Source organism: Neisseria sp. HMSC065D04, from assembly GCF_001815675.1.
In the GTDB taxonomy this organism is placed as follows: Bacteria; Pseudomonadota; Gammaproteobacteria; order Burkholderiales; family Neisseriaceae; genus Neisseria.
Window position 1 is genome coordinate 59,230 of the sequence record NZ_KV821499.1, and the last position, 21,026, is coordinate 80,255.

A 21,026-nucleotide genomic window follows, 5' to 3' on the forward strand; every position below is an offset into this window, starting at 1 on the left:
GCCGTATCATTGCAATTTTAATCCACTATATTTTGTGACAAGGCAGTTGCCGCGAATGGACTTCGTGTTGCGTTTGGGCAACTTGGTAGGGCAAAGAGAATATAGTGGATTAACTTTAAATCAGGACAAGGCGGAAGCCGTGCAGACAGTACAGATAGTACGGAACCGATTCACTTGGTGCTTCAGCACCTTAGAGAATCGTTCTCTTTGAGCTAAGGCGAGGTAACGCCGTCCTGATTTAAAGTTAATCCACTATAGCGTCCGTTTTGACAGAATCCGCTATATCCTTCCATGATAAAAAGGTCGTCTGAAAACCATGTTTCAGGTTTTCAGACGACCTTTGTTTTTCAAAACGGAATCAACCGCCGCATGCGCCGCAGCAACCGCCTTCGCTGTGTCCTCCACGTTTTTCTTCGTTGTTGACTACGGGCAGCTCGACTTCTTCAGACTGTTCTTTTTTGTCTTCGGGCAGGTCGTTGACTTTGATTTTGTTTTCTTCTGACATTTTAGGCTCTCTTTAAAAAAGGTGGAAAGGTGTGCCACGATACCATCGGGCGGCGGATAAACCAAGTCGGATTTAAGATTTTTTGCGATTCGGTTTGATGAATCGCAAATTACGCCTGTTGGGATGGCTGATGCTCGGCTGATGTGAGAACGGGACGCTGGTTATCGCGTCCCGTTTGGGTTTTCAGACGACCTTTGGGTATCAGTTCAGGCGGTTTTTCTTACCGAACCAAACAAAACCGATCGCGCCCAAAACAATCATCGGCACGCTCAACCATTGTCCCATCGACAAGCCCAAGGTGAGCAGACCGAGATAGTCGTCGGGCTGGCGGGCGTATTCGGCGATGAAGCGGAAGAAGCCGTAGCCGCCGAGGAAGAGGGAGGCGACTTGTCCCGTCGGGCGCGGTTTTTTGGAGAAAATCCATACGACGATGAAGAGGCAGATGCCTTCAAGCGCGAATTGGTAGAGTTGCGAAGGGTGGCGCGGCAGTACGTGATATTGCTGCATCCATTCCGCCCAAAGCGGGTTGCGCACGGCGGCGTTGAGGTCTTCTGCGCGCGCTTGCGGGAAGCCCATTGCCCAAAAGGCGTTGATGTCGGTAATGCGGCCCCAGAGTTCGCCGTTGATAAAGTTGCCGATACGGCCGGAAGCCAAACCCAGCGGAACGAGCGGCGCGACAAAATCCATGGTTTTCAAGGTGCTGATTTTGTGTTTGCGGCTGAACAGCCACATGGCAATGACGACGCCCAAGAAGCCGCCGTGGAACGACATGCCGCCTTCCCAAACTTTGAGCATTTCGAGCGGATGGTCGAGGTAGTATGAGAATTTGTAAAACAGGATATAGCCGAGCCGTCCGCCGAGAATGACGCCCAATACGCCCCAGGTCAGGAAGTCGTCGAGCATTTCTTTGGTAAAGGCGGTGTTGCCTTGTTTGATGCGGCGGCGGCCCAGCCATAGGAAGAGCATAAAGCCGACGATATAGCTGAGGGCATACCAGCGGATGGCGATAGGGTCGATTTTGATGGCAATAGGATTGAACTTCGGATGTATCATCATGATGTGTGTTCCTTATGGGAAGGGCGGTTTATGTGTTTTAGCCCGACAAAGGTCGTCTGAAAATGCCGATTGGTATTTTCAGACGACCTTTTGTGTGATAGGGAAAAAATAATTATCGTAAATCATCGACAACGTTCAAAACAGCCGACAACATGGCTTCGCCCAAACGCAGGGAGCGTTGGCCGTTCCAGCCGAAGTCGTCGTCGGGCAGGTTGGCGTTGTCTTTAAACGGCATTTCGAGCGTATAGGCGAGGCAGTCGAAACGGTTGCCCACCCAGTTGGTCGCGAGCGTCATGTTTGCCTGACCGGGCGCGTCTTTTTCATAGCCGTATTCGTCTTGGAAGTCGGGGCTGGCGGAGAGCAGGGCGGTTTTGAACTGCGTTTCCAGCGCGGCAATGCGCGGATTGTAGTTCGGCACGCCTTCCGTACCGGCGACAAAGACAAACGGCAATGCTTCGTCGCCGTGAATGTCTAGGAACAAATCCACGCCGGTTTCCAGCATTTTTTCGCGCACGAGGAAGACTTCCGGGCTTTTTTCCAAAGTCGGGTTTTCCCATTCGCGGTTGAGGTTTGCGCCGGCGGCATTGGTGCGCAGGTTGCCCAATACCGAGCCGTCGGGGTTCATGTTCGGCACGATGTAGAAAGTGGCGCGGTCGAGCAGGGTGCGCGCGGTCGGGTCTTGCGGGTCGAGCAGGCGGCCGAGCAGGCCTTCGATAAACCATTCCGCCATCGTTTCGCCCGGGTGTTGGCGGGCGATAATCCAGATTTTCATGTCGCTTTCGACTTGGTTGCCGATGGTCAGCAGGTTGATGTCGCGGCCTTGCACGGTACTGCCTAAGTCGTCGATGCGGCAAAGCCCGCTGCCTTGCGCGTCGCCCAAGAGGTTTAAATGCTGCTCGTGGGAATAAGGTTCGAAATAGGCGTAGTAAACGCTGTTGGAAAGCGGCGTATGGTTGATGGTCAGCACGCCGTTTTCGTATTCGGTCGGGACGCGGAACCAATTTTGGCGGTCGTAAGAGGCGCACGCCTGATAATCTTCCCAGCCTTGCGGATAAGCCGAATCCGCCGCGTTTTCAAAGTGCATCACGCAATTCTGGTAGGCCGCACCTTGCAGGCGGAAGTAAAACCATTGGGCGAAATCGGAAGCGTTGTCCGGACGCAGGGCGAGGCGGATATTGGCAGGGTCGGTCAGGTCTTTGACGACGACGGAGCCGGCGTCAAATTGAGTGCTGATTTTAATCATGGGAAAGTCCTCGGTATATCGGGCGAACCGGATAACCGTTGTTTGAAAAAATGTGTGGGCGATACCGCGTCCGTCGGCGACGGCAAACCGATATGCCCGAATCCGTTGATTCTACCATTCCGACGGGCGCGTCCTCAACCGATAAGGGGCGGGGAATGTTGTTTCAGACGACCTTTGACGTTAAGATAGGGCAGATTCACTTTAAATCAGGACAAGACGGCGAAGCAGCAAACAGTTGCGAAGCTGATTTTTACTGATTCAAAGGTGATCCGCTATAATGATTAAATTGTTAACAATGAGACACGATTATGAGCGAATCCCACCCCATTTCCGCAGCCGACAAAGCGCGCATTTTAGCCGAAGCCCTGCCGTATATCCGCCGTTTTTCCGGCTCCGTCATCGTCATCAAATACGGCGGCAACGCCATGACCGAGCCTGCTTTGAAAGAAGGCTTCGCCCGCGATGTTGTTTTGCTCAAACTGGTGGGCATCCACCCCGTCATCGTCCACGGCGGCGGCCCGCAAATTAATGAAATGTTGGAAAAAATCGGTAAAAAAGGCGAATTCGTGCAAGGCATGCGCGTGACCGACGGCGAAACGATGGACATCGTCGAAATGGTGTTGGGCGGCCATGTGAATAAAGAAATCGTCTCGCTAATTAATTTGCAAGGAGGACGCGCGGTCGGCGTCACCGGGCGCGATAACCACTTCATCAAAGCGAAAAAACTGCTGGTCGATACGCCCGAACGGGCAGGTGTGGACATCGGACAAGTCGGCACGGTCGAAAGCATAGACGTGCGCCTGATTGAAGGATTGATCGAACGCGGCTGTATCCCCGTCGTTGCGCCCATCGGCGTTGGCACAAAAGGCGAAGCCTTCAACATCAACGCGGATTTGGTCGCAGGCAAACTGGCGGAAGAGTTGAACGCGGAAAAGCTGCTGATGATGACCAATATCGCCGGCGTGATGGACAAAGAAGGCAACCTGCTGACCAACCTCACGCCAAGCCGTATCGGCGAATTAATCGCAGACGGCACGCTCTACGGCGGTATGTTGCCCAAAATCAGCTCCGCCGTCGAAGCGGCAAGCAACGGCGTCAAAGCCACCCACATCATCGACGGCCGCCTGCCCAACGCGCTTTTGCTGGAAATTTTCACCGATGCGGGCATAGGCTCGATGATTTTGGGCGAAAGGTCATAACGGCCCGCAGATGAGTCAAGGCTTGCCGAACAGCAGGTTTTGCAAATGTCTGAATACACAAAAGGTCGTCTGAAAACCTGTTTCAACGTTCATAGAGAATGCTGAAACGGATTTTCAGACGACCTTTTTATGGCAGGATAGCCTACAAACTCAACATCTTATTTTTGATGCAGCTTGCCGACATATTCGACTTCCTCACGGCTGCCCATGATGACGGCTACGCGTTGGTGCAGACCCGTGGGGACGATGTCGAGCATGTTTTCCAAAGCATTGCTTGCCGCCGCGCCTGCCTGTTCCAAAATCAGGCTCATCGGGTTGGCTTCGTACATCAGGCGCAGCTTGCCGGGTTTGGACGGATCGCGTTTGTCTTGAGGATACATGAATACGCCGCCGCGCATCAGGATGCGGTGGATTTCTGCGACCATGCTCGCCACCCAGCGCATATTGTAATTTTTACCGCGAACGCCTGTATCGCCTGCCAGCAGCTCGTTAATATATTGCTGCATAGGGGCTTGCCAGTGGCGGGTGTTGGACATATTGATGGCAAACTCTTTGGTCGATGCCGGAACTTCTGGATTTTCTTTGGTCAGGACAAATTCGTTGTTTTCGTTGAGCGTGAACACGAAAACGCCGTGTTTCAAAGTGAACACCAATTGGGTTTGCGGGCCGTACAAAACATAACCTGCCGCCACTTGGTCACGGCCTTTTTGCAGGAAGGATTCGGTATTTAGACGACCTTCGGGCTTGGCAAGTACGGAAAAAATCGTGCCGACGGAAATATTGACATCGATATTGGACGAGCCGTCCAGAGGGTCGAACAAGACGAGATAGCCGCCGTTTTCGTTGGCTACTACAAAAGTATCCTCTTCCTCGCTTGCCAAACCGGCGACATGGGCGTTGTTTTTCAAGACGTCAATCAGGATATCGTTGGCAATCACATCCAGCTTTTTCTGATCTTCGCCCTGAATATTGCCCGTCCCCGCCATGCCCAACACGCCGGCGAGTGCGCCCAAGCGGACTTTGCCGCTGATGTCGGAGCAGGCGGCGACAATGGATTCGAGGACGCTGCCCAATTCGGCAGGAATGCTTTTTTGCTGTAAATGCTGCGGTAGGAATTGCGCTAATGTTTTCATATCGGACTCGGTTTCTGGCTATAAAAAAGAAAAGGTCGTCTGAAAAAGGTTTTCAGACGAGGTCGGTATTTATTTTTTGCTGGAAGGGGCGGAGGCGGCGCCTATCATTTCTTTGGCGCATTCGACCGCGCTTTGTTTGATTTTGGTTTTCAACTCGCCGCCGACTTCGCCGCCGATCAGTTTCGACATATCGTCGATGGATATCTGGTCTGCGGTTTTTTCCGAAGCGCACGAACAGATTTGCTGTATGGTATCAGACGGTATCGCGCTGCTTTTCGGCGCTTTTTCCACGCAGATGGCTGTCGCGCTGCTGATGAAATGGCCGCGCAATTCTTCGCCGAAGGTTTCTTGTACCGTATCTTGAACCGAACGTTCGCAGGAGCATAGAAAAAGCGTGCAAAGGGAAGCCAAAAGCAATGAAGCGGGATGTCTGATCGTCATGATTTGAAAGCGTGAAAACAATGTAGTGAATTGTAGTTTAAATCGGAAGCCCATGCCACAGGATTTCCCGCCGGTGTCTTGGTTCGACGGGATAATATCGATTATTTTATGCAACTGTTTAAGACGAAGCGCGCGCCGTTGTCTTGTGCCAGTATGTCGGTCAACGCGGGAAGGTTATTTTTCAGCAGATCCGGCAGCAGGTAGGGCGGGTTGATGATAAACATGCCGCTGCCGTGCATCCCGAATCCGTCCGGACGCGGGGTGTGGACGTGCAGCTCGGCGTGCAGGTAGCTTTCGGGCATCAGCTTTTGCAGCTGCTCGGGCAGCTTGCGGCTTTCTTCTCGGCTCAAGCAGGGATACCAAACCATATAACAACCCTGCTCAAAGCGTTTGAGCGCGTCTTTTAAAGTTTGGACAACGCGCTGATAGTCTTGTTTTTCTTCATACGGAGGGTCTATCAGGACAACAGCACGGCGAGGCGGCGGGGGCAGCAGCGAAATCAGACCGCGAAAACCGTCTGCCTGCATTATTTGCCCACGCCTGCCCAAACGCGCTTCTTCCATATTGTTTTTCAGATGTTGGAAATCGGCAGGGTGCAGCTCAAACAAACGCAGTTTGTCGCTGTCGCGCGTCAGGGCTTGGGCAAGCCACGGCGAACCGCAATAGAGCTGCTCTTGTGGGAGTATGGCATTCAGGCGGGCGATGAAGGCGGACAGCTCGGGCGGCAGATGTTCCGCCTCTTGGAGCAACCGGATGCCTTGTTTGTATTCGCCAACTTTTTGCGCCTCACTGCCACTCAAATCATATAAGCCTGCGCCGCTGTGGGTATCGATATACCAATAGGGCTTGTCTTTCTGATTGAAGTAATCAAGCGTTAGGAAAAGGATGAAATGCTTGAGCATATCGGCATGGTTGCCGGCATGGAAGGCGTGGCGGTAGCTGAACATAAGAGGTCGTCTGAAAAGGGAAAAATGGATTATATAGGCAAATAAACGGTGTATCCAAACAGGCTTTCTCGGGCATAACAATGGCTGAACGGTAAATCAAAAGTATATGACGCTTTTGACTTAGCTGTTTTCAGACGACCTTTCGGGTTCAAATGCCTTCAAGCGGCTGGCTTTGTTCTTCATCTGCCGTTTCATTTTTCCGATACTGCCCCGGCGAAATCCCGTATTGTTTTTTAAACGCTTTGCCAAAGTGGGTTTCGGATTGGAAGCCGACGTTCAAGGCGACGGATAAGACGGAATCGGCGGTTTGCCGCAGCAGTACGGCGGCTTGGCGCAGGCGGATGAGATTGACGAAGGCGTGGGGGCTGATGCCGGTTTGCTGTTTGAACAGGCGCATCAGTTGGGCGCGGGAAAGGTTGGCAATGGCGGTCATTTTTTCGATGTTCCATTCGTCTTCGGGGCGGCTGACGACGGTTTGGATGAGCTGGCGCAGACGTTTGTCGCGCAGGCCGTTGAGTATGCCGCCCAAAGGCGCTTCTCCGCCTTGTTCAAGATGGGCGCGGACGATGAGGACGAGGAGGACGGAGGAGAGGGCGTTGATGATGGCGCGCGAGCCGGAAAGCGTGTGTGCGCTTTCGTATTGCAACATGGAGATCAGGCATTGCAGCGAGGGATGGCCCATTTTGATGAGGACGGTTTCGGGCAGGTCGTGCATGATGTCGGCGTGTTCGTCGTATTCGAAGCGGGCACAGAACAAATCGAGGCTTTTTTCGCCGCCGCTGCCTGAAGATTCGATGGTAAACGCGCCGTCGTTGCCGATATGAATGGTATCGCCGCAGTTGTTGCAGTCTGCTTCGCTGCTGATGATGTGTTCCGCGCTGCGCGGGAAAAAGATAAGGTCGCCGGTTTGTAAGAGACGTGCTTCGGGTTCGCCTTCGATTTTGATGTAGCTTTCTCCGGCGACGACAAGGTGCGCGATGCCGTGCGCGCGCCTGCGTTCATGCGGGGCGTACCATTTGTCGCGGAACAGGCACTGTATGTCCACACTGCCGGTGATTTGCGCCAGTTCGATGAGTTTGTCCAAAGTGTCCATAAGTGTTTTTTGCAAGTGAATGAGATGATTTGACGATTATAATAGTCAAATTATTGCAATAATGCCATTCATCGGATGTAAAAAAGTGCAACATCCTTCATTTCAAACACATCGGAAAGGAAATCAAAATGTTTCAAAATTGGCCCGAACACACCGCACACGTTAAAAAATCATTCGGCGAGCTGGGTAAAAACCACCCTAAAATGCTGCAAGCCTACGGCGCGCTGGAACAAGCCGCCGCAGCCGAAGCATTGGATGCGAAAACCCGCGAACTGATTGCTATCGCCGTCGCTATCACTACCCGTTGCGAAAGCTGCATCAGCGTACATGCTGCCGCAGCCGCCAAAGCAGGCGCGACTGAAAGCGAAATCGCCGGCGCGCTGGCGACCGCCATTTCCTTGAACGCAGGGGCAGCCTACACTTATGCCCTGCGTGCTTTGGAAGCGGTTGACGCGCAGCGTTGATTTTGTCTCAAAGGGTCGTCTGAAAAAACTCCCGTTTCAGACGACCCTTCTGTTGACGGAGCATTGCTTTTTGCCGCCGAACCGTTTAGATTGATATTTTTGTTCAACCGTTTGGAGAAACGACCATGAAAAAATTTCTGACTGCCGCGCTGACTGCCGCCGCACTCGTTCTGCCTGCCGCCGTATCCTTTGCCGCGCCCGCCGCCAAAGCCGCTAGCGCGCAACCTGCCAAAGCAAAAGGCGTATGGATTGACGTACGTTCTGAAGAAGAATTCAAATCCGGCCATCTGCAAGGTGCGGTCAACATCCCGCACGACCAAATCGTCGAACGCATCAAAAGCGTCAGCCCCGACAAAAACGCGCCCGTCAATCTCTACTGCCGCAGCGGCCGCCGTGCCGAAGCCGCGCTCACCGAGTTGAAAAAAGCAGGCTATACCAACGTAACCAACCACGGCGGTTACGAAGACTTGGTGAAAAAAGGTTTGAAATAACCAGCAACAAGGTCGTCTGAAACGTTTCAGACGACCTTTTATCCAAGGAAAAACATGAAACCGATACGCACCTTCGCCGCAGCCGCCATCCTCGCCGCCCTGACCGCCTGCGCCTCACACGGCGGCGATGCCGCCCGACAACCCGATTCCCGACAAAGTTCCGCCATGAATCAAACCCATACCGCCGTCAGCAAATACAGTTTCGACGATACCGTCCGCCGTTTGGAAACCGCCGTCAAAGAAAAAGGCATGACCGTGTTCGCCGTCATCGACCACCAAGCCGCCGCGCGTCAAAGCGGTTTGGATATGCAGCCCGCCAAAGTCATCGTCTTCGGCACGCCCAAAGCCGGCACGCTGCTGATGCAAAAAGACCCTGCCTTCGCCCTGCAACTGCCGTTGCGCGTCCTCGTTACCGAAACTGACGGCGCAGTCCAAGTCGTATTCAACGACACGCGCGCGCTGGTGTCGGGCAGCAAAATCGAGTTTGCCGAAGTGGAAAACACGCTCGCCAATGCTGAAAAGCTTATTCGCAAAACGGTAGCGGAATAAGGTTCGCCCAAATCCGAAGGTCGTCTGAAAACCTGAGTAATCCCACTAAATTCGTTTTCAGACGACCTTTTGACAAAATAATGTGCCGAGGTCGTCTGAAAAATTGTTCGACGACATCGGCACATTATTTTTTAAGACAACTCAGTTCCCAAGCCTTTTGCGGTTGCGGCAGGATTAGATTTGCGCGGATATTTCTACTGCGCAGGCGAAAACGCATCTGAATAGAAGGTTGTCTCAGGCAGGCTGCATTGCGCGGTCAACACGGATTTCGCACTTTCGGTCATGGCGACGGAACCGCAGGCATAAACTTCATAACCGCTCAAGTCAGGGTAATCTTTTGCGGCGGCGGTTTGGACGTATCCTTTTTCGCCTTGCCAACCCTCAGCGGCTTTTGATAGGACGGGGGTGAAGCGGGCGTTTTTCAGACGACCTGTCAGCTCTTGCGCTTCTTCGAGTGCGTACAAATCATCTTGGTGACGCGCGCCCCAGTAGAAATGGACGGCGCGGCTGCTGTCTTGGCGGATAAGGTCGAGCAGGATGCTGCGGATGGGGGCATAGCCTGTACCGGTTGCCAAAAGGATGATGGGTTTGTCGCTGTCTTCTTGCAAGGTAAACGAACCGAGCGGGCCTTTGATGCGGACGATGCCTTTTTCTTTGACTTTGGGTTCGCTGCCGAAAATCATTTCCGAGCAGACGCCGTTTTCGCGCCTGCGGATGTGCAGTTCCAAAATGCCTTCTTGGTCGGGCGAATTGGCGATGGAGTAGCTGCGGCTGACGTTGCCCGGCAGCAATAAATCAATGTATTGCCCGGCATAGAAAGCAAACGGCGGGGCTTTGGGTAGGGCAAGCTTCAGGAGGGCGACATCGTGTTTGAAAACCATGCTTTCGATGCGGGTAGGCAGGGTGCGGACGGGTAGCGAGTTGGCGTTGTAGCCGGGGATGTTGATGCTGATGTCGCTTTGCGCGGTGGCGCAGCACATCAAAATCTTGCCTTGGGCTTTTTCTGCTTCGGATAAAGCCTGTTCAGAGTGTTCGCCCATTTGAATATCGCCGCTCACCAGTTCGGCTTTGCATTGCCCGCAGGCCCCGCTTTTGCAGGAATGGGGCAGATTGAGGTTTTGACGGGCGGCGGCGGCTAAAACGGTTTCGCCGTCGTTGGTGGTAAAGGTGGTTTGGTCGGGTAGGGTAATGGTATGGGTCATAGCTTGGCGGGGTTTGAATAGATTGTGGGATAAAGATTAGGGTGTTTACTGTTTTAATCTACTATAAAAAAGGGTCGTCTGAAAGCCTGTTTTCATTTTCAGACGACCTCCGGGCAATGAGTTCGCAAGTCGGACATGAATATCCGGCTTGGAGTTTCACTGCAAGTGCATTAACGGATATGGTTTGCGCCCAATGCATAAGTTTGACCGCCTTGCCATGCGAACCACCAATACAGGCGCATGTCACGCTGACCTTTGAATGTAGAACGTGTGAACGGTCAGTATTTCCTCTACTTTACTACTGCCACATTTCCCTGCATTGGGTGATGATATCTTCGGGAACATCATCCAAGGCAGACAAAATTTGGAGAGCAAAATCAACAAAGGCCGTGCCGTTAGCGGTAATGACGTTGCCGTCCCGCACGGCTTCGCGTTTGGTTTCCACATAAGCCTGCCGGTTAGTGTATTCGGGTAAATCGGCAATGGCAGCCAAGCTGTTGGCGGTGTGGCGGCAGTCGTTTAACAGACCGTTGGCGGCAAGAAAATAGGTGCCTTCACAAATACCGCCCACAATCCTGCCCTGCTGCTTAAACGTGCGAACCAAGTCGGCAATTTTTAGGCGGTTTTCATCGGATAAATCGCGCCACGATTGGGTTGCGCCGTTTAGAATCAAAGCGGCGGTGTCGGGCGGCAGTTCGTCCAAGGTTAAATCGGGCTGAACGCGCAGATTACCCATGGATGTTTTCGGATTTCGGTCGGTGGAAACGTAGCGGACGGTATAGCCGGCAAATTGTTGTAAAACAGGAGTCAGCAAAGTGGATTCCCAGTCGGCAAACTGTTCCAAGATAATAACGGCGACGGTTTTCATTGCATTTTCCTTTCCCGGTTTAAAAACGGTTTCAGGCTGCCTGAAAACCCTTTTATCGTTTTTTCAGGCAGCCTGCACTTTATTTACCCCAACTTCGCTCTAACCAATTCCTGCACCTGTGCGGGATTCGCTTTGCCTTTGCTGGCTTTCATCACTTGTCCCACAATCGCATTCAGGGCTTTTTCGTTGCCGGATTTAAATTGTTCCACGGCTTTGGCGTTGTTTGCCAGCACTTCGTCCACCATCGCTTCAATCGCGCCGGTATCGGTCATTTGCTGCAAGCCGTGTTTTTCAATGATTTCGGTAATGGAAGCTTCGGGTTCAGCCCACATGGCTTCAAAGGCTTTTTTCGCCAATTTGCTGCTTAAAGTACCGTCGGCGATTTTGCCTACCAGCGCGGCGAGGCGTGGGGCGGTAATCGGGCTGTCGGCGAGTTCCATACCTTCTTTGTTCAGCGTGGCAGCGAGTTCGCCGTTCATCCAGTTGGCAGTCAGCTTGCCTTGTCCGCTGGCTTTGGCGGCTTCTTCAAAATAGGCAGCCTGCACGCGGCTGGCGGTGAGCAGGCGCGCGTCGTAGTCGCTCACGCCATAATCCGCCACGAAACGCGCCGCCATTTCTTTCGGCAGCTCGGGCATTTCTGCTTTGGCTTTTTGCAACCGGTCGTCTGAAATGATGACGGGCAGCAAATCAGGGTCGGGGAAGTAGCGGTAGTCATGCGCGTCTTCTTTCAAACGCATCACGCGGGTTTCGCCTTTTTCCGGGTCGAACAACATGGTTGCCTGCTGTACTTTGCCGCCGTCTTCCAAAATCTCGATTTGCGCTTCCACTTCGTAATTAATCGCCTGCTCCAAGAAGCGGAAGGAATTGAGGTTTTTAATCTCGCGGCGCGTGCCGAATTCCGCTTGGCCTTTCGGACGCACGGATACGTTGGCATCGACGCGGAACGAGCCTTCCGCCATATTGCCGTCGCAAATGTCCAGCCATGTTACCAAGCTGTGTAAGGCTTTGGCGTAGGCAACGGCTTCGGCGGCGGAACGCATTTCGGGTTCGGATACGACTTCCAACAGCGGCGTGCCGGCGCGGTTCAGGTCGATACCGGTTGCGCCGTTCAAGCCTTCATGCACGGATTTCCCCGCATCTTCTTCCATGTGCGCGCGGGTTACGTTGATGGTTTTCACATCGTCGCCGACCACGATTTCCAGCTTGCCGTGTTCGACAATCGGCAAATCCAGCTGGCTGATTTGATAGCCTTTTGGCAAGTCGGGATAGAAGTAGTTTTTGCGGTCGAACACGTTTTTCTGATTGATTTTCGCATCCAAAGCCAAGCCTAATTTAATGGCTTTTTCAACGACTTCGCGGTTCATCACTGGCAGCACGCCCGGCAGTGCGCATTCCACCACGCTGGCGTGCGCATTGGGTTCCGCACCGAACGCAGTCGATGCGCCGCTAAAGATTTTGGATTGGGTGTTGAGCTGGACGTGAATTTCCAAGCCGATTATTGTTTCCCAGGTCATAAGGGGTTCTTTCTTTTGATGTCGATAATATAAAGTGGTCAGCCGTTTTCAGACGACCTGTTTGTTTTTCAAATGGCAAAGGTCGTCTGAAAACGCAGAATCAAGTTTTCTGAAAGCAAGCCTGCATCTCGGCCGCCATGTTATCCAGCATTTGATAACGTTTGCGGTACATCGAACGCTTTTTGCTTTCGATTTCCGCCAAGTCTTTTCGCGGCGGGATTTGCGGCAGATGCCAGTAGCCGTCGTCGCCGAGCGTTGCGCCGTTCTCCTGCCAAAACAGGTCGTAATTCATTTTGACCCGTTTCTTCAGCCGCCAGCGCAGTTTGACCTGATGCTCTTGGGCAATGCCGATAACGCCGCCTAAATTGAGTGATGTCGAAAAATATTGCAGGGCGGTTACCATCAGCTGCTGCGGGCGCAGGCCGTGGAGTTGTTTGGTCAGGCTGCGTACAAGGTCTTTAGCTTCTTCCCCTGCGGGGCCTTGGATAGAAGCGGCCAGCAATTTGCTGTCAACTAAGGCGAAGGTTGTCATGTAGAGACGTTTTCCTTCGCTGTCGCGCAAGGATAGTGACCACATTCCTTCATCCACGCAATTATCGTTCCGGTTCAGCCATAAAGTCAGGCCGTCTGAAAGATGCGCCAGAACGACATGGAATTTGCGCGTCGTCATATTGGCGAGCGTTTCCTGTCCGAACAGTTTTTCGGCTGCCAGCAGGTCTTCTTTCATAACTTGCAGCCTGCGCCGTCTGTTGAAACGCTGGTCGACAAAGGCGTGTATCAACGGATAGGCATCTTGCGGCCGCCTTTGAAAAAAGGTACGGCGAGGCGCGGAGGCGTTGACAAATGTTTCAAAATCTTTGACTTGTCGCCGTGTAAACAATCTTCGTAAGGAGAATTTCAAATGCTGGATTTGAAATTTCGGTGCATCTTTATATACGGTCTTGAAATCTGGAAAAACAAACTGCTCCGGCATTATACCTTTCCCTCTGCGCAGGTATACACATCAGATTCCGCGCCAAATTCGGTCGGTGCGTCGCTGAATATTTTGGATTGTGTGTTGAACTGGACGTAAATTCTTAAGCTGATTACTGTTTCCCAAGGCATAGTTTAAGTTTCCTTAATACATAGAAACCTGCTTGCATTCAGGATGGCGATGATTGTTTAAAAAGCTTTTTACGCCAAATAGCCAGTAGCAATACATTCACAGCAGCCACAACAGATACGAGGAACAGCCATTCGTAAGAATAAATAACATTAAATAATGTAACAAATGTTTGTTCCAGAGGATGCAACGTCAACTGTCCGTAATATGCCGCTTGATTGCGAGCCGGCATAATAAAACGCATGACTATGTAACCAAGGTTGATAAACAAACTCAAAGGTAGGCAGATAATGCTATTGAGTAATAAATGTTTTCGCCAAAAATGCGGCGTTTTTGGACGTTTACGCCACAAAATGTACGTAACAAGTACAGAAAGGATGAGCCAGTACAGCAGAAATAACACAATGCTTGTAGATATTTCCAGCCCCGCTGTCTGCCATAAACCCCATAAGAATTGCCAAAATTTTGGGGAAAAGTAATCGTAATATTCCATTATTTTAGTAATTTTGTTAGTTTCAGACTGCTGGAAATTAGACGGTTTTCTTTTTTAGATCATCTGAAAACAACAGCCTGAAATCTGGATTTTATTTTTGGATAATTTCTACTAATAAATTCTACTCCGGTGCTTTCGTGTGCCAATCACTCGCCAGTTGTACTTGATGCGCTGCGCCAAGAATTTTGGCTTCGGAGAAGTGGTTGCCGATAAATTGTACGCCGATGGGCAGTCCGCTGCTGCTGAAACCTGCGGGCAGGGTTAGGGCGGGCAATCCGGCCAGATTCACGGCGATGGTGTAGATGTCGGAAAGGTACATCTGCACAGGATCATGGATGTCGCTGCCGAGTTTGGGGGCGGCGGTGGGCGCAGTCGGAGCAAGGATGAAGTCGCATTGCGCGAAGGCCGTCTGAAAATCGTTGGCAACGAGGCGGCGCAGTTTTTGGGCTTTCAGGTAATAGGCATCGTAGTAGCCGTGCGACAACACATAAGTGCCAATCATGATGCGGCGTTTGACTTCGCTGCCGAAGCCTTCGGCGCGGGTGTTGCTGTACATTTCTTCTAGGTCGCCGAATTGGGCGGCGCGGTGGCCGTAGCGTACGCCGTCGTAGCGGGAAAGATTGGTGCTGGCTTCGGCGGAAGCGAGAACGTAGTAAGCAGGGATGGACAGGGCAGTTTGCGGCAGGGAAACTTCAATAGTTTCCGAACCTTGCGCTTTTAAAAGGTCAATGACGCTTTGTAAAGCAGCTTGAACATCGGCATCTGCGCCTTCGCCGAAATATTCTTTAGGCAGGCCGATTTTCATGCCTTTGAGCGGTTTGTCCAAATTGCGGGTGTAGTCTTCTTTGCTGCGTTCCAAGCTGGTGGAATCTCGCTCATCAAAGCTTGCCATCGCATTGAGCAAAATCGCGCAGTCTTCAGCGGTTTGCGCCATCGGACCGGCTTGGTCGAAACTGGATGCGTAGGCAACCATGCCGAAGCGGGAAACCGTGCCGTAGGTAGGTTTGATGCCGGTGATACCGCAGTGTGAAGCAGGTTGGCGGATGGATCCGCCGGTGTCTGAACCGAGCGCGGCAGGGGCAAGGTGTGCGGCAACGACGGCTGCGGAACCGCCGGACGAGCCGCCGGGAACGTGTTCGTGATTCCACGGGTTTTTAGTCGCGCCGTAGAACGAGGTCTCATTGGTCGAGCCCATGGCAAACTCGTCCATATTGGTACGGCCAAGCGTTACCATGCCTTCGTTGAGCAGGTTTTGTACGACGGTGGCAGTGTAGGGCGAAACGAAGTTGTCCAACATTTTGGAGCTGCACGCGCTGCGCCAGCCTGTTTGACAGAAAATGTCTTTGTAGGCGATGGGTACGCCGGTAAGCGCGGTGGCGTTACCTTGCGCAATACGCGCGTCGGCGGCACGGGCTTCGGCGAGGGTTTTGTCTTGGTCAAGAGTAATGTAGCCGTTGATTGCCGGGTTCTGCGTAGCAATGGCGGCGAGGTATTCGGTTGCCAGTTCGACGGCAGAGATTTGCTTGGATTGCAGTAGTTGGCTGGCTTGTTTGAGGGTGTATTGGGTCATAAGAGTCTTTTAGTTTAAATAAGCGGGATTTTAAAGGGTTTAATGGTGTAGGCTGATTTCAGGGTCGTCTGAAAATATCAACCTATCAATTTTTGGTAAGTATCCGGTTGGTTGAGCTGAGTGGTGGAACGGTAAAGCAGTGATTGTTCGTCATTTTCATCATAATCATCAATATAAAACGCAAACAGCAATATACCGTTTTCAGCACGATTGCCGAACAGACCTTCTTGGTCGCATTGTTGCAGTGCGGCTATCAGGGCGGTTTCGTATTCGGCACGTTTTTGCTGATAAGCATCATCATCTAGGTTCTCTATGCTGAGGTATGCAGCTTGGTAGAGCTCGCTTTGGTTTTCCAGCCAGTTATCTGAAACGTTCTGAGGCTCGGTTTCACTGTCATAAAGGGTACATCTGCCATCCCAAATCGCCTGCAAAATGGTGCAATTTTCATATTCGTCTGCGTGTTCGACGGTAAAAGCAGCCAAATCCTGATAGGTAATGGCGGCATTGCCTGCGGCGAAAAAGTCGTCTACCAGATAGAAATAATATGCAGCAACTTCTTTACCTGCCTGTTCGACCTGTTTCTTGATACGGTTGAAACATTGGTGGATGTGGCTAACGGCAACTGTGTGAAGGTGTTGTTGCTCGGTGGACATATGGCTCCCATTTCGTCTATTTTATTCTTCTGTGGAACAGAGCTGTTTTATCGCTACATACTTCAAATTACACTTAAAAAACCGTACTTATTCTTTCAGACGACCTTCTTTTGGATGGCTTATTTTTTATCAGGCAAAATATTGGCACCTGACAATATTTGATTTAAGTGTTCAAATGCAGCCTGCCATGGGCTGTCAATATATGAAGAGTAGCCGTCGTCGTAGGTATTTGCCGTTATTTCCACGAGAAAACGGACTGTATTCAACAAAGCACGTTGTTGAGCAGCGTTGAGCAGCAGTTCATCGGTGTAATAGTTGTTCTCCAATGTATAAGCCAATGTATCGGCAACCATACCGTCAGGGTCTTGTAATGCCCAAAGCAAGTAATATGGCAGGGCGAAATGCCTGCCTATACTATCCATAAATGTGATGGCGGAACAGGGATTAAAACGTGGGATTTCTCCTACGCGGTGTCCTTGAAAAAGGACATTTTCCCAATAATCCCGTTCATCTTCAGCGCGATAGCGGCAACGTTCCGGATTATTGGTATCCATCCAGTCATCCACGCAGTCGGCTTCCAATATTCCGATTCCGTTCTTTAGTTGGGTATCGGCAAATGCGTGACAGACTTGCTCCGCGATTTCTTCGTATGTTTTGTTCCACTGTTGAGCATATTCACGCAGGTAGCCCAGTATCTTGATGATTCGCTTGGGAGACATTGTGCATACAGGCTTGGCACACTTATGTTTCATAGTTAGGTCGTTTGAAAATGGTTCGCCTGTGCAACAGCAAAACGTTGCAAGTCATCTGCCATTTGTTGGTTGATCTCAGACAGAGTACCAGCAAAACACCAACCGCGTAGCTGTGCCAATATGTCAAGTCTCTGCATGGCAAGTAGGGCAAGTTGCTGCAATTCAGGTTTCAGACGACCTGTAATTTTAATGCTGCCGAATGTAGTAGCAATAATCACTCTATCGGATTGGTAAACTTCAGTTTCCTGTTGTTTACACAGTTCTTCAATGCTTTTGGCAGTTTGGTCTGCTTGAGGCGACAGGTAATCCATACTCCAATATTCACAAATCAATTTCTGAGGGAAAGCCAATATATCCAGATCGGCATTTTTGCGGAAAGTTTGTGCAAGCTCATACAACGCATCACTGCCTTCGTCACTGCCAAATGGAGCCTCTTCGTCACCGCAGTCATAATAGAAATCATCGGTTAAGTATCGGACGAAGTGTGGATGCGAGGTTTTGCGATGTGGACCGAAATCTTCATTGTCAAAATAAAAGCGGTCGATGAAATTAAAATCGGGAGCAGGTTTGTAGCCTTTTTTGGTCTTTTGCGTAATGAGCTTGTCAGCAGCTTTTTGACACTCGATTTCATCGTCGTATTCGGTAATTTGGTAACGTCCGGTTGTACCAAGTTTGCCGAAATTGACCATGTTGTCGCTACCATCGGAATCGATAATCCAAAATTTCTGGGACTTGTCGTCAGTATAAATGAAGGCTTGTTTCACAGAAATTCCTTTTCAGGTCGTCTGAAACTGCAAATATTTAAACTAGGTAAAATAACTTACATTTTTATTTTACGCGGCTGCAAACGGTTTCCACCATTTTGTCACTGTGCATTGTTTCGCTGGAATCTTCCTTTTTCAGCTGTTCAATGGCTTCTTGCGGCATTTTGTCGGGACTATTGTAGTTGTGAACGTCGATACGCTCTTCAAGTTGTCCGTTTTTGTCAAACAGGGCAATCGCGCTCATAACAGATTGTTTGGGTTCTTGGCAATGTACCCAATCTAAAATCAGCATATGGGCATGTTTGCCTGAACCCGCAGATTGATGCCGTGTAATGGTTGAATACCAACCATTACCGAGATTTTTGATACTGTTCGGATAGAGTGATGCACTGTATTTCCCATCAGGTGTTTCGTAGTCATACAAATGCACGGCTTGCTCGGAATGAACAACAGGCAATACAGAGGATTTAGGGTTGTTGTCATCCTTAGGCATAGCGTAGGCGTTAACCGTGAGTACGCCAAGTAATAATGTGGTCAAAAATTTATTCATTATTGGTTTTCCTAAAGGATAAATTCCATCTATTCTTCAATTACCTGAGGCACGATATACAGGCGGTTGCGCACTTCAGGGGCGACGGCTTGATATTCGGCGGCATGGTCGGTTTCGGTAACTTTATCTTCGCGCAGGCGCAGGGCGGCTTCGTGGGGGTGTGCCATCGGCTCGATACCCTCTGTATTCACGCTCTGCATTTTTTCGACCATGGCGAAAATGTTGTTCAATTCTGAGAGGGTTTTGCCTTTTTCTTCCTCGGTCAGCGAAAGGCGTGAGAGTTTGGCGATTTTTTCCACATCGGTTAAGCTTAAAGCCATAAAAAATCCTTGTCTGATAGCAAACGCCCCTTTATTGGGGTATCATTGCGTTCTTCTTCGATGAAACGAAGAATTATAACCGAAAACTACTCAAACGGCGTGTGATTTCGCCATACGTTTCATACGGGGAGTGGGGAGGTCGTCTGAAAAGGCGTTGTTTCCATGTTTTTAATATTTTGAATAACAATTAAATAAAATCGGTGCTGGGCCGATATTCAGGTATTTTATGTTTCGTTTTTTATCCCGTTTTTTCTCCAACGATATCGCCATTGACTTGGGTACGGCGAACACGTTGATTTATGTGCGTGGTAAAGGCATTGTTTTGGACGAGCCGTCTGTGGTGGCGGTTCAATCGGGTACGGGCGGTAAAAGCAAGATTGTCGCCGTGGGTACGGAAGCCAAGAAAATGCAGGGGCGCGCGCCGCGCAATATTGAAATCGTCCGTCCTATGCGGGATGGGGTGATTGCTGATTTTACGATTGCCGAGCGTATGCTGGGTATGTTGATTAAAAAAGCAATACAAGGCAATTCGGTTGTGCCGCCGCGCGTAGTGATTTGCGTGCCGGGCGGGGCAACTCAAGTGGAACGAAAGGCAATTTTGGATTCCGCGTTTGCCGCAGGTGCATCTTCCGTACATTTGATTGAGGAGCCGATGGCGGCTGCTTTGGGTGCGGGTTTGCCGATTGAAGATACTGCCGGTTCGATGGTGGTGGATATCGGCGGCGGCACAACGGAAATCGGCATTTTGTCGTTGGGCGGTATGGCTTATTCCGCCTCCGTCCGCGCGGCAGGCGATGAGTTCGATAAGAGCATCGTGCATTATCTGCGCCGTCATCGCGGTGTGTTGATTGGTGAAGCAACCGCTGAGGAATTGAAGAAAACAATCGGTTCTGCCTCAGGCTTTCCAACTGAAACCGCTATGCGGATTAAAGGACGTGATTTGGCGGAAGGTACGCCCAAGTCGCTTGCCATTACTTCGGAAGAAGTGCGCGAGGCTTTGAGCGAAACGGTTAATCAGATTATCCGCGCCGTGCGCCTTGCTTTGGAACAGGCTCCGCCTGAGTTAGCTGGCGATATTGCCGACAGGGGAATTATGTTGACAGGCGGCGGCGCACTGTTGCACGGTATGGATACGGTTTTGGCGGATGCGACGGGGCTGCCTGTCGGTATTGCCGACCAGCCTTTGAACTGTGTGGCTTATGGTGCAGGCAAAGCCTTGGACTATATCGGCAAATGGAATGCCGTCTTTGTGGATAACCCGTAAGGCAGGCTGAAATGGAACATTCTTCTTTACGGTTTGACGAGGCAAAGGGCCAAAAGCTGTTGCCTCGTTTTATTGCGTATCTTTTGCTGGGTGCCGGCATTATGGTGGCGGACGGCCGTTTCAACCTGATGCAGCCCGTGCGCACTGCGGCGGCGGAGATTCTTTATCCGGTGCAATGGCTGGCAAACCAGCCGGTCCGTCTCTATCAATATTTTTCCAACCAATCTCAATCACAAACCGAGCTGTTGGAACAAAACCGTCTCCTTTTGGAGGAAAACGGTCGTCTGAAAATCCAGCTTCAACGTGACAAGGTCAATCTGAGCGAATTGCAGGAACTGAAAAAGCTATACGGCTTGCAACAAAAAGGCATAAGCAATGTCATCGGTGCTGAAGTATTGTCCAGTGGCAAAGACCCGCTGTCCGAACGTTTGGTTATCAATAAAGGCAGTGGCGAAGGGGTGGTGGCAGGCGATGCCGTTATCGACCAAAACGGCTTAATCGGGCGGATTACATTGGTTCACGCAAACAGTGCGGAAGTCGAGCTGATGGCGGCTGCACAAAGTATCGTCCCCGTTGCCGTTGAGCGGACGGGCGAACGCAATCTCGCCTACGGCAACGGTGTGGGTTTGGATTTGCGTTATTTCCCGACGGGATCGGATTTGAAGCCGCAGGATGTTTTGATTACCTCTGGCTTGGACGGTATTTATCCGGCAGGTATTCCCGTAGCCCGCGTGGATAAAGTCGTCCGCGCTTCAGGTACGCCTTATTACGACACAGAACTGACCCCGTTTGCCGCCTTGCGCCGCAGCCGCTTTGTTTTGGTTCTGTCTTCTTCCCATTCTTCCCAATAAAT

At 51.1% G+C, this 21,026-nt stretch carries 25 protein-coding genes; 7 read left to right on the forward strand and 18 right to left on the reverse strand.

Annotated features, from left to right (window positions below):
- Positions 1-358 precede the first annotated feature (358 nt).
- The 3 genes from HMPREF3050_RS14585 to HMPREF3050_RS04875 form a co-directional block, all read right to left on the reverse strand.
- Complete coding sequence (locus tag HMPREF3050_RS14585) at positions 359-505, reverse strand: hypothetical protein (RefSeq protein WP_003767024.1); 147 nt, start codon at positions 503-505, stop codon at positions 359-361.
- Between the two features lie 201 nt (positions 506-706).
- Positions 707-1,561: a prolipoprotein diacylglyceryl transferase gene (lgt, locus tag HMPREF3050_RS04870; protein WP_070773761.1), complete on the reverse strand. Its 855-nt coding sequence runs from the start codon at positions 1,559-1,561 to the stop codon at positions 707-709.
- Positions 1,562-1,673: 112 nt separating this feature from the next.
- The gene (locus tag HMPREF3050_RS04875; RefSeq protein ID WP_049230378.1) at positions 1,674-2,804 is read right to left on the reverse strand and encodes a M14 family metallopeptidase; all 1,131 of its coding nucleotides are present in this window, start codon (positions 2,802-2,804) and stop codon (positions 1,674-1,676) included.
- Between the two features lie 92 nt (positions 2,805-2,896).
- Between HMPREF3050_RS04875 and HMPREF3050_RS04880 the strand changes: the two genes are divergently transcribed.
- Together HMPREF3050_RS04880 and argB are read left to right on the forward strand one after the other, a co-directional pair.
- Complete coding sequence (locus tag HMPREF3050_RS04880; protein ID WP_003767028.1) at positions 2,897-3,061, forward strand: hypothetical protein; 165 nt, start codon at positions 2,897-2,899, stop codon at positions 3,059-3,061.
- Between the two features lie 51 nt (positions 3,062-3,112).
- Positions 3,113-4,003, forward strand: coding sequence for an acetylglutamate kinase (argB, locus tag HMPREF3050_RS04885; RefSeq protein WP_070773762.1), 891 nt, complete (start codon positions 3,113-3,115; stop codon positions 4,001-4,003).
- Between the two features lie 158 nt (positions 4,004-4,161).
- On the opposite strand, the gene HMPREF3050_RS04890 is transcribed toward argB, so the two are convergent.
- The 4 genes from HMPREF3050_RS04890 to HMPREF3050_RS04905 form a co-directional block, all read right to left on the reverse strand.
- Positions 4,162-5,136, reverse strand: a complete 975-nt coding sequence (locus HMPREF3050_RS04890) for a class 1 fructose-bisphosphatase (RefSeq protein WP_070773764.1) — start codon at positions 5,134-5,136, stop codon at positions 4,162-4,164.
- A 69-nt stretch (positions 5,137-5,205) separates the two neighbouring features.
- Positions 5,206-5,577: a hypothetical protein gene (locus tag HMPREF3050_RS04895; RefSeq protein WP_246830225.1), complete on the reverse strand. Its 372-nt coding sequence runs from the start codon at positions 5,575-5,577 to the stop codon at positions 5,206-5,208.
- A gap of 101 nt (positions 5,578-5,678) precedes the next feature.
- Positions 5,679-6,524, reverse strand: coding sequence for a 23S rRNA (adenine(2030)-N(6))-methyltransferase RlmJ (gene rlmJ, locus HMPREF3050_RS04900; protein ID WP_070773765.1), 846 nt, complete (start codon positions 6,522-6,524; stop codon positions 5,679-5,681).
- 148 nt (positions 6,525-6,672) lie between these two features.
- Positions 6,673-7,617, reverse strand: a complete 945-nt coding sequence (locus HMPREF3050_RS04905; RefSeq protein WP_070773766.1) for a helix-turn-helix transcriptional regulator — start codon at positions 7,615-7,617, stop codon at positions 6,673-6,675.
- A gap of 128 nt (positions 7,618-7,745) precedes the next feature.
- Between HMPREF3050_RS04905 and HMPREF3050_RS04910 the strand changes: the two genes are divergently transcribed.
- From HMPREF3050_RS04910 to HMPREF3050_RS04920, 3 genes are all read left to right on the forward strand, one after another.
- Positions 7,746-8,081 (forward strand): carboxymuconolactone decarboxylase family protein, encoded by a 336-nt coding sequence (locus tag HMPREF3050_RS04910; RefSeq protein ID WP_003740764.1) that lies wholly within the window; start codon positions 7,746-7,748, stop codon positions 8,079-8,081.
- Positions 8,082-8,206: 125 nt separating this feature from the next.
- Complete coding sequence (locus HMPREF3050_RS04915; RefSeq protein ID WP_070773768.1) at positions 8,207-8,572, forward strand: rhodanese-like domain-containing protein; 366 nt, start codon at positions 8,207-8,209, stop codon at positions 8,570-8,572.
- A gap of 54 nt (positions 8,573-8,626) precedes the next feature.
- On the forward strand, positions 8,627-9,121 hold the full coding sequence (locus HMPREF3050_RS04920) for a DUF302 domain-containing protein (RefSeq protein WP_070773770.1): 495 nt from the start codon (positions 8,627-8,629) through the stop codon (positions 9,119-9,121).
- Positions 9,122-9,315: 194 nt separating this feature from the next.
- Here the strand turns inward: HMPREF3050_RS04920 and HMPREF3050_RS04925 are convergent, their stop codons facing one another.
- From HMPREF3050_RS04925 to gatC, 11 genes are all read right to left on the reverse strand, one after another.
- Positions 9,316-10,323, reverse strand: coding sequence for a 2Fe-2S iron-sulfur cluster-binding protein (locus HMPREF3050_RS04925; RefSeq protein WP_070773772.1), 1,008 nt, complete (start codon positions 10,321-10,323; stop codon positions 9,316-9,318).
- Between the two features lie 298 nt (positions 10,324-10,621).
- On the reverse strand, positions 10,622-11,191 hold the full coding sequence (locus HMPREF3050_RS04930; protein ID WP_070773774.1) for a DJ-1/PfpI family protein: 570 nt from the start codon (positions 11,189-11,191) through the stop codon (positions 10,622-10,624).
- A gap of 83 nt (positions 11,192-11,274) precedes the next feature.
- Positions 11,275-12,705 carry an Asp-tRNA(Asn)/Glu-tRNA(Gln) amidotransferase subunit GatB gene (gatB, locus tag HMPREF3050_RS04935; RefSeq protein WP_070773776.1) on the reverse strand — a complete coding sequence of 477 codons (1,431 nt, stop codon included), beginning with the start codon at positions 12,703-12,705 and terminating at the stop codon, positions 11,275-11,277.
- A 100-nt stretch (positions 12,706-12,805) separates the two neighbouring features.
- The gene (locus HMPREF3050_RS04940; RefSeq protein WP_070773778.1) at positions 12,806-13,678 is read right to left on the reverse strand and encodes a VirK/YbjX family protein; all 873 of its coding nucleotides are present in this window, start codon (positions 13,676-13,678) and stop codon (positions 12,806-12,808) included.
- 169 nt (positions 13,679-13,847) lie between these two features.
- A complete protein-coding gene (locus HMPREF3050_RS04950; protein WP_070773782.1) occupies positions 13,848-14,300 on the reverse strand; it encodes a hypothetical protein in 453 nt (150 codons plus the stop codon).
- Positions 14,301-14,421: 121 nt separating this feature from the next.
- A complete protein-coding gene (gatA, locus tag HMPREF3050_RS04955; RefSeq protein WP_070773784.1) occupies positions 14,422-15,870 on the reverse strand; it encodes an Asp-tRNA(Asn)/Glu-tRNA(Gln) amidotransferase subunit GatA in 1,449 nt (482 codons plus the stop codon).
- A 77-nt stretch (positions 15,871-15,947) separates the two neighbouring features.
- Positions 15,948-16,523: a DUF4303 domain-containing protein gene (locus HMPREF3050_RS04960; RefSeq protein WP_070773785.1), complete on the reverse strand. Its 576-nt coding sequence runs from the start codon at positions 16,521-16,523 to the stop codon at positions 15,948-15,950.
- 119 nt (positions 16,524-16,642) lie between these two features.
- Positions 16,643-17,242: a DUF6714 family protein gene (locus HMPREF3050_RS04965; protein WP_070773801.1), complete on the reverse strand. Its 600-nt coding sequence runs from the start codon at positions 17,240-17,242 to the stop codon at positions 16,643-16,645.
- Between the two features lie 35 nt (positions 17,243-17,277).
- Positions 17,278-18,039, reverse strand: coding sequence for a WGR domain-containing protein (locus tag HMPREF3050_RS04970; protein ID WP_070773787.1), 762 nt, complete (start codon positions 18,037-18,039; stop codon positions 17,278-17,280).
- 64 nt (positions 18,040-18,103) lie between these two features.
- Entirely contained in the window at positions 18,104-18,589 is a 486-nt protein-coding gene (locus HMPREF3050_RS04975) for a hypothetical protein (RefSeq protein ID WP_003763615.1), read from the reverse strand.
- A gap of 29 nt (positions 18,590-18,618) precedes the next feature.
- Positions 18,619-18,909, reverse strand: coding sequence for an Asp-tRNA(Asn)/Glu-tRNA(Gln) amidotransferase subunit GatC (gene gatC / locus HMPREF3050_RS04980; RefSeq protein WP_070773789.1), 291 nt, complete (start codon positions 18,907-18,909; stop codon positions 18,619-18,621).
- A 226-nt stretch (positions 18,910-19,135) separates the two neighbouring features.
- Here gatC and HMPREF3050_RS04985 point away from each other — a divergent pair, with 226 nt between their 5' ends.
- Both HMPREF3050_RS04985 and mreC read left to right on the forward strand, forming a co-directional pair.
- Positions 19,136-20,173, forward strand: coding sequence for a rod shape-determining protein (locus HMPREF3050_RS04985; protein WP_019270031.1), 1,038 nt, complete (start codon positions 19,136-19,138; stop codon positions 20,171-20,173).
- 11 nt (positions 20,174-20,184) lie between these two features.
- A complete protein-coding gene (gene mreC, locus HMPREF3050_RS04990; protein ID WP_070773791.1) occupies positions 20,185-21,024 on the forward strand; it encodes a rod shape-determining protein MreC in 840 nt (279 codons plus the stop codon).
- Positions 21,025-21,026 lie beyond the last annotated feature (2 nt).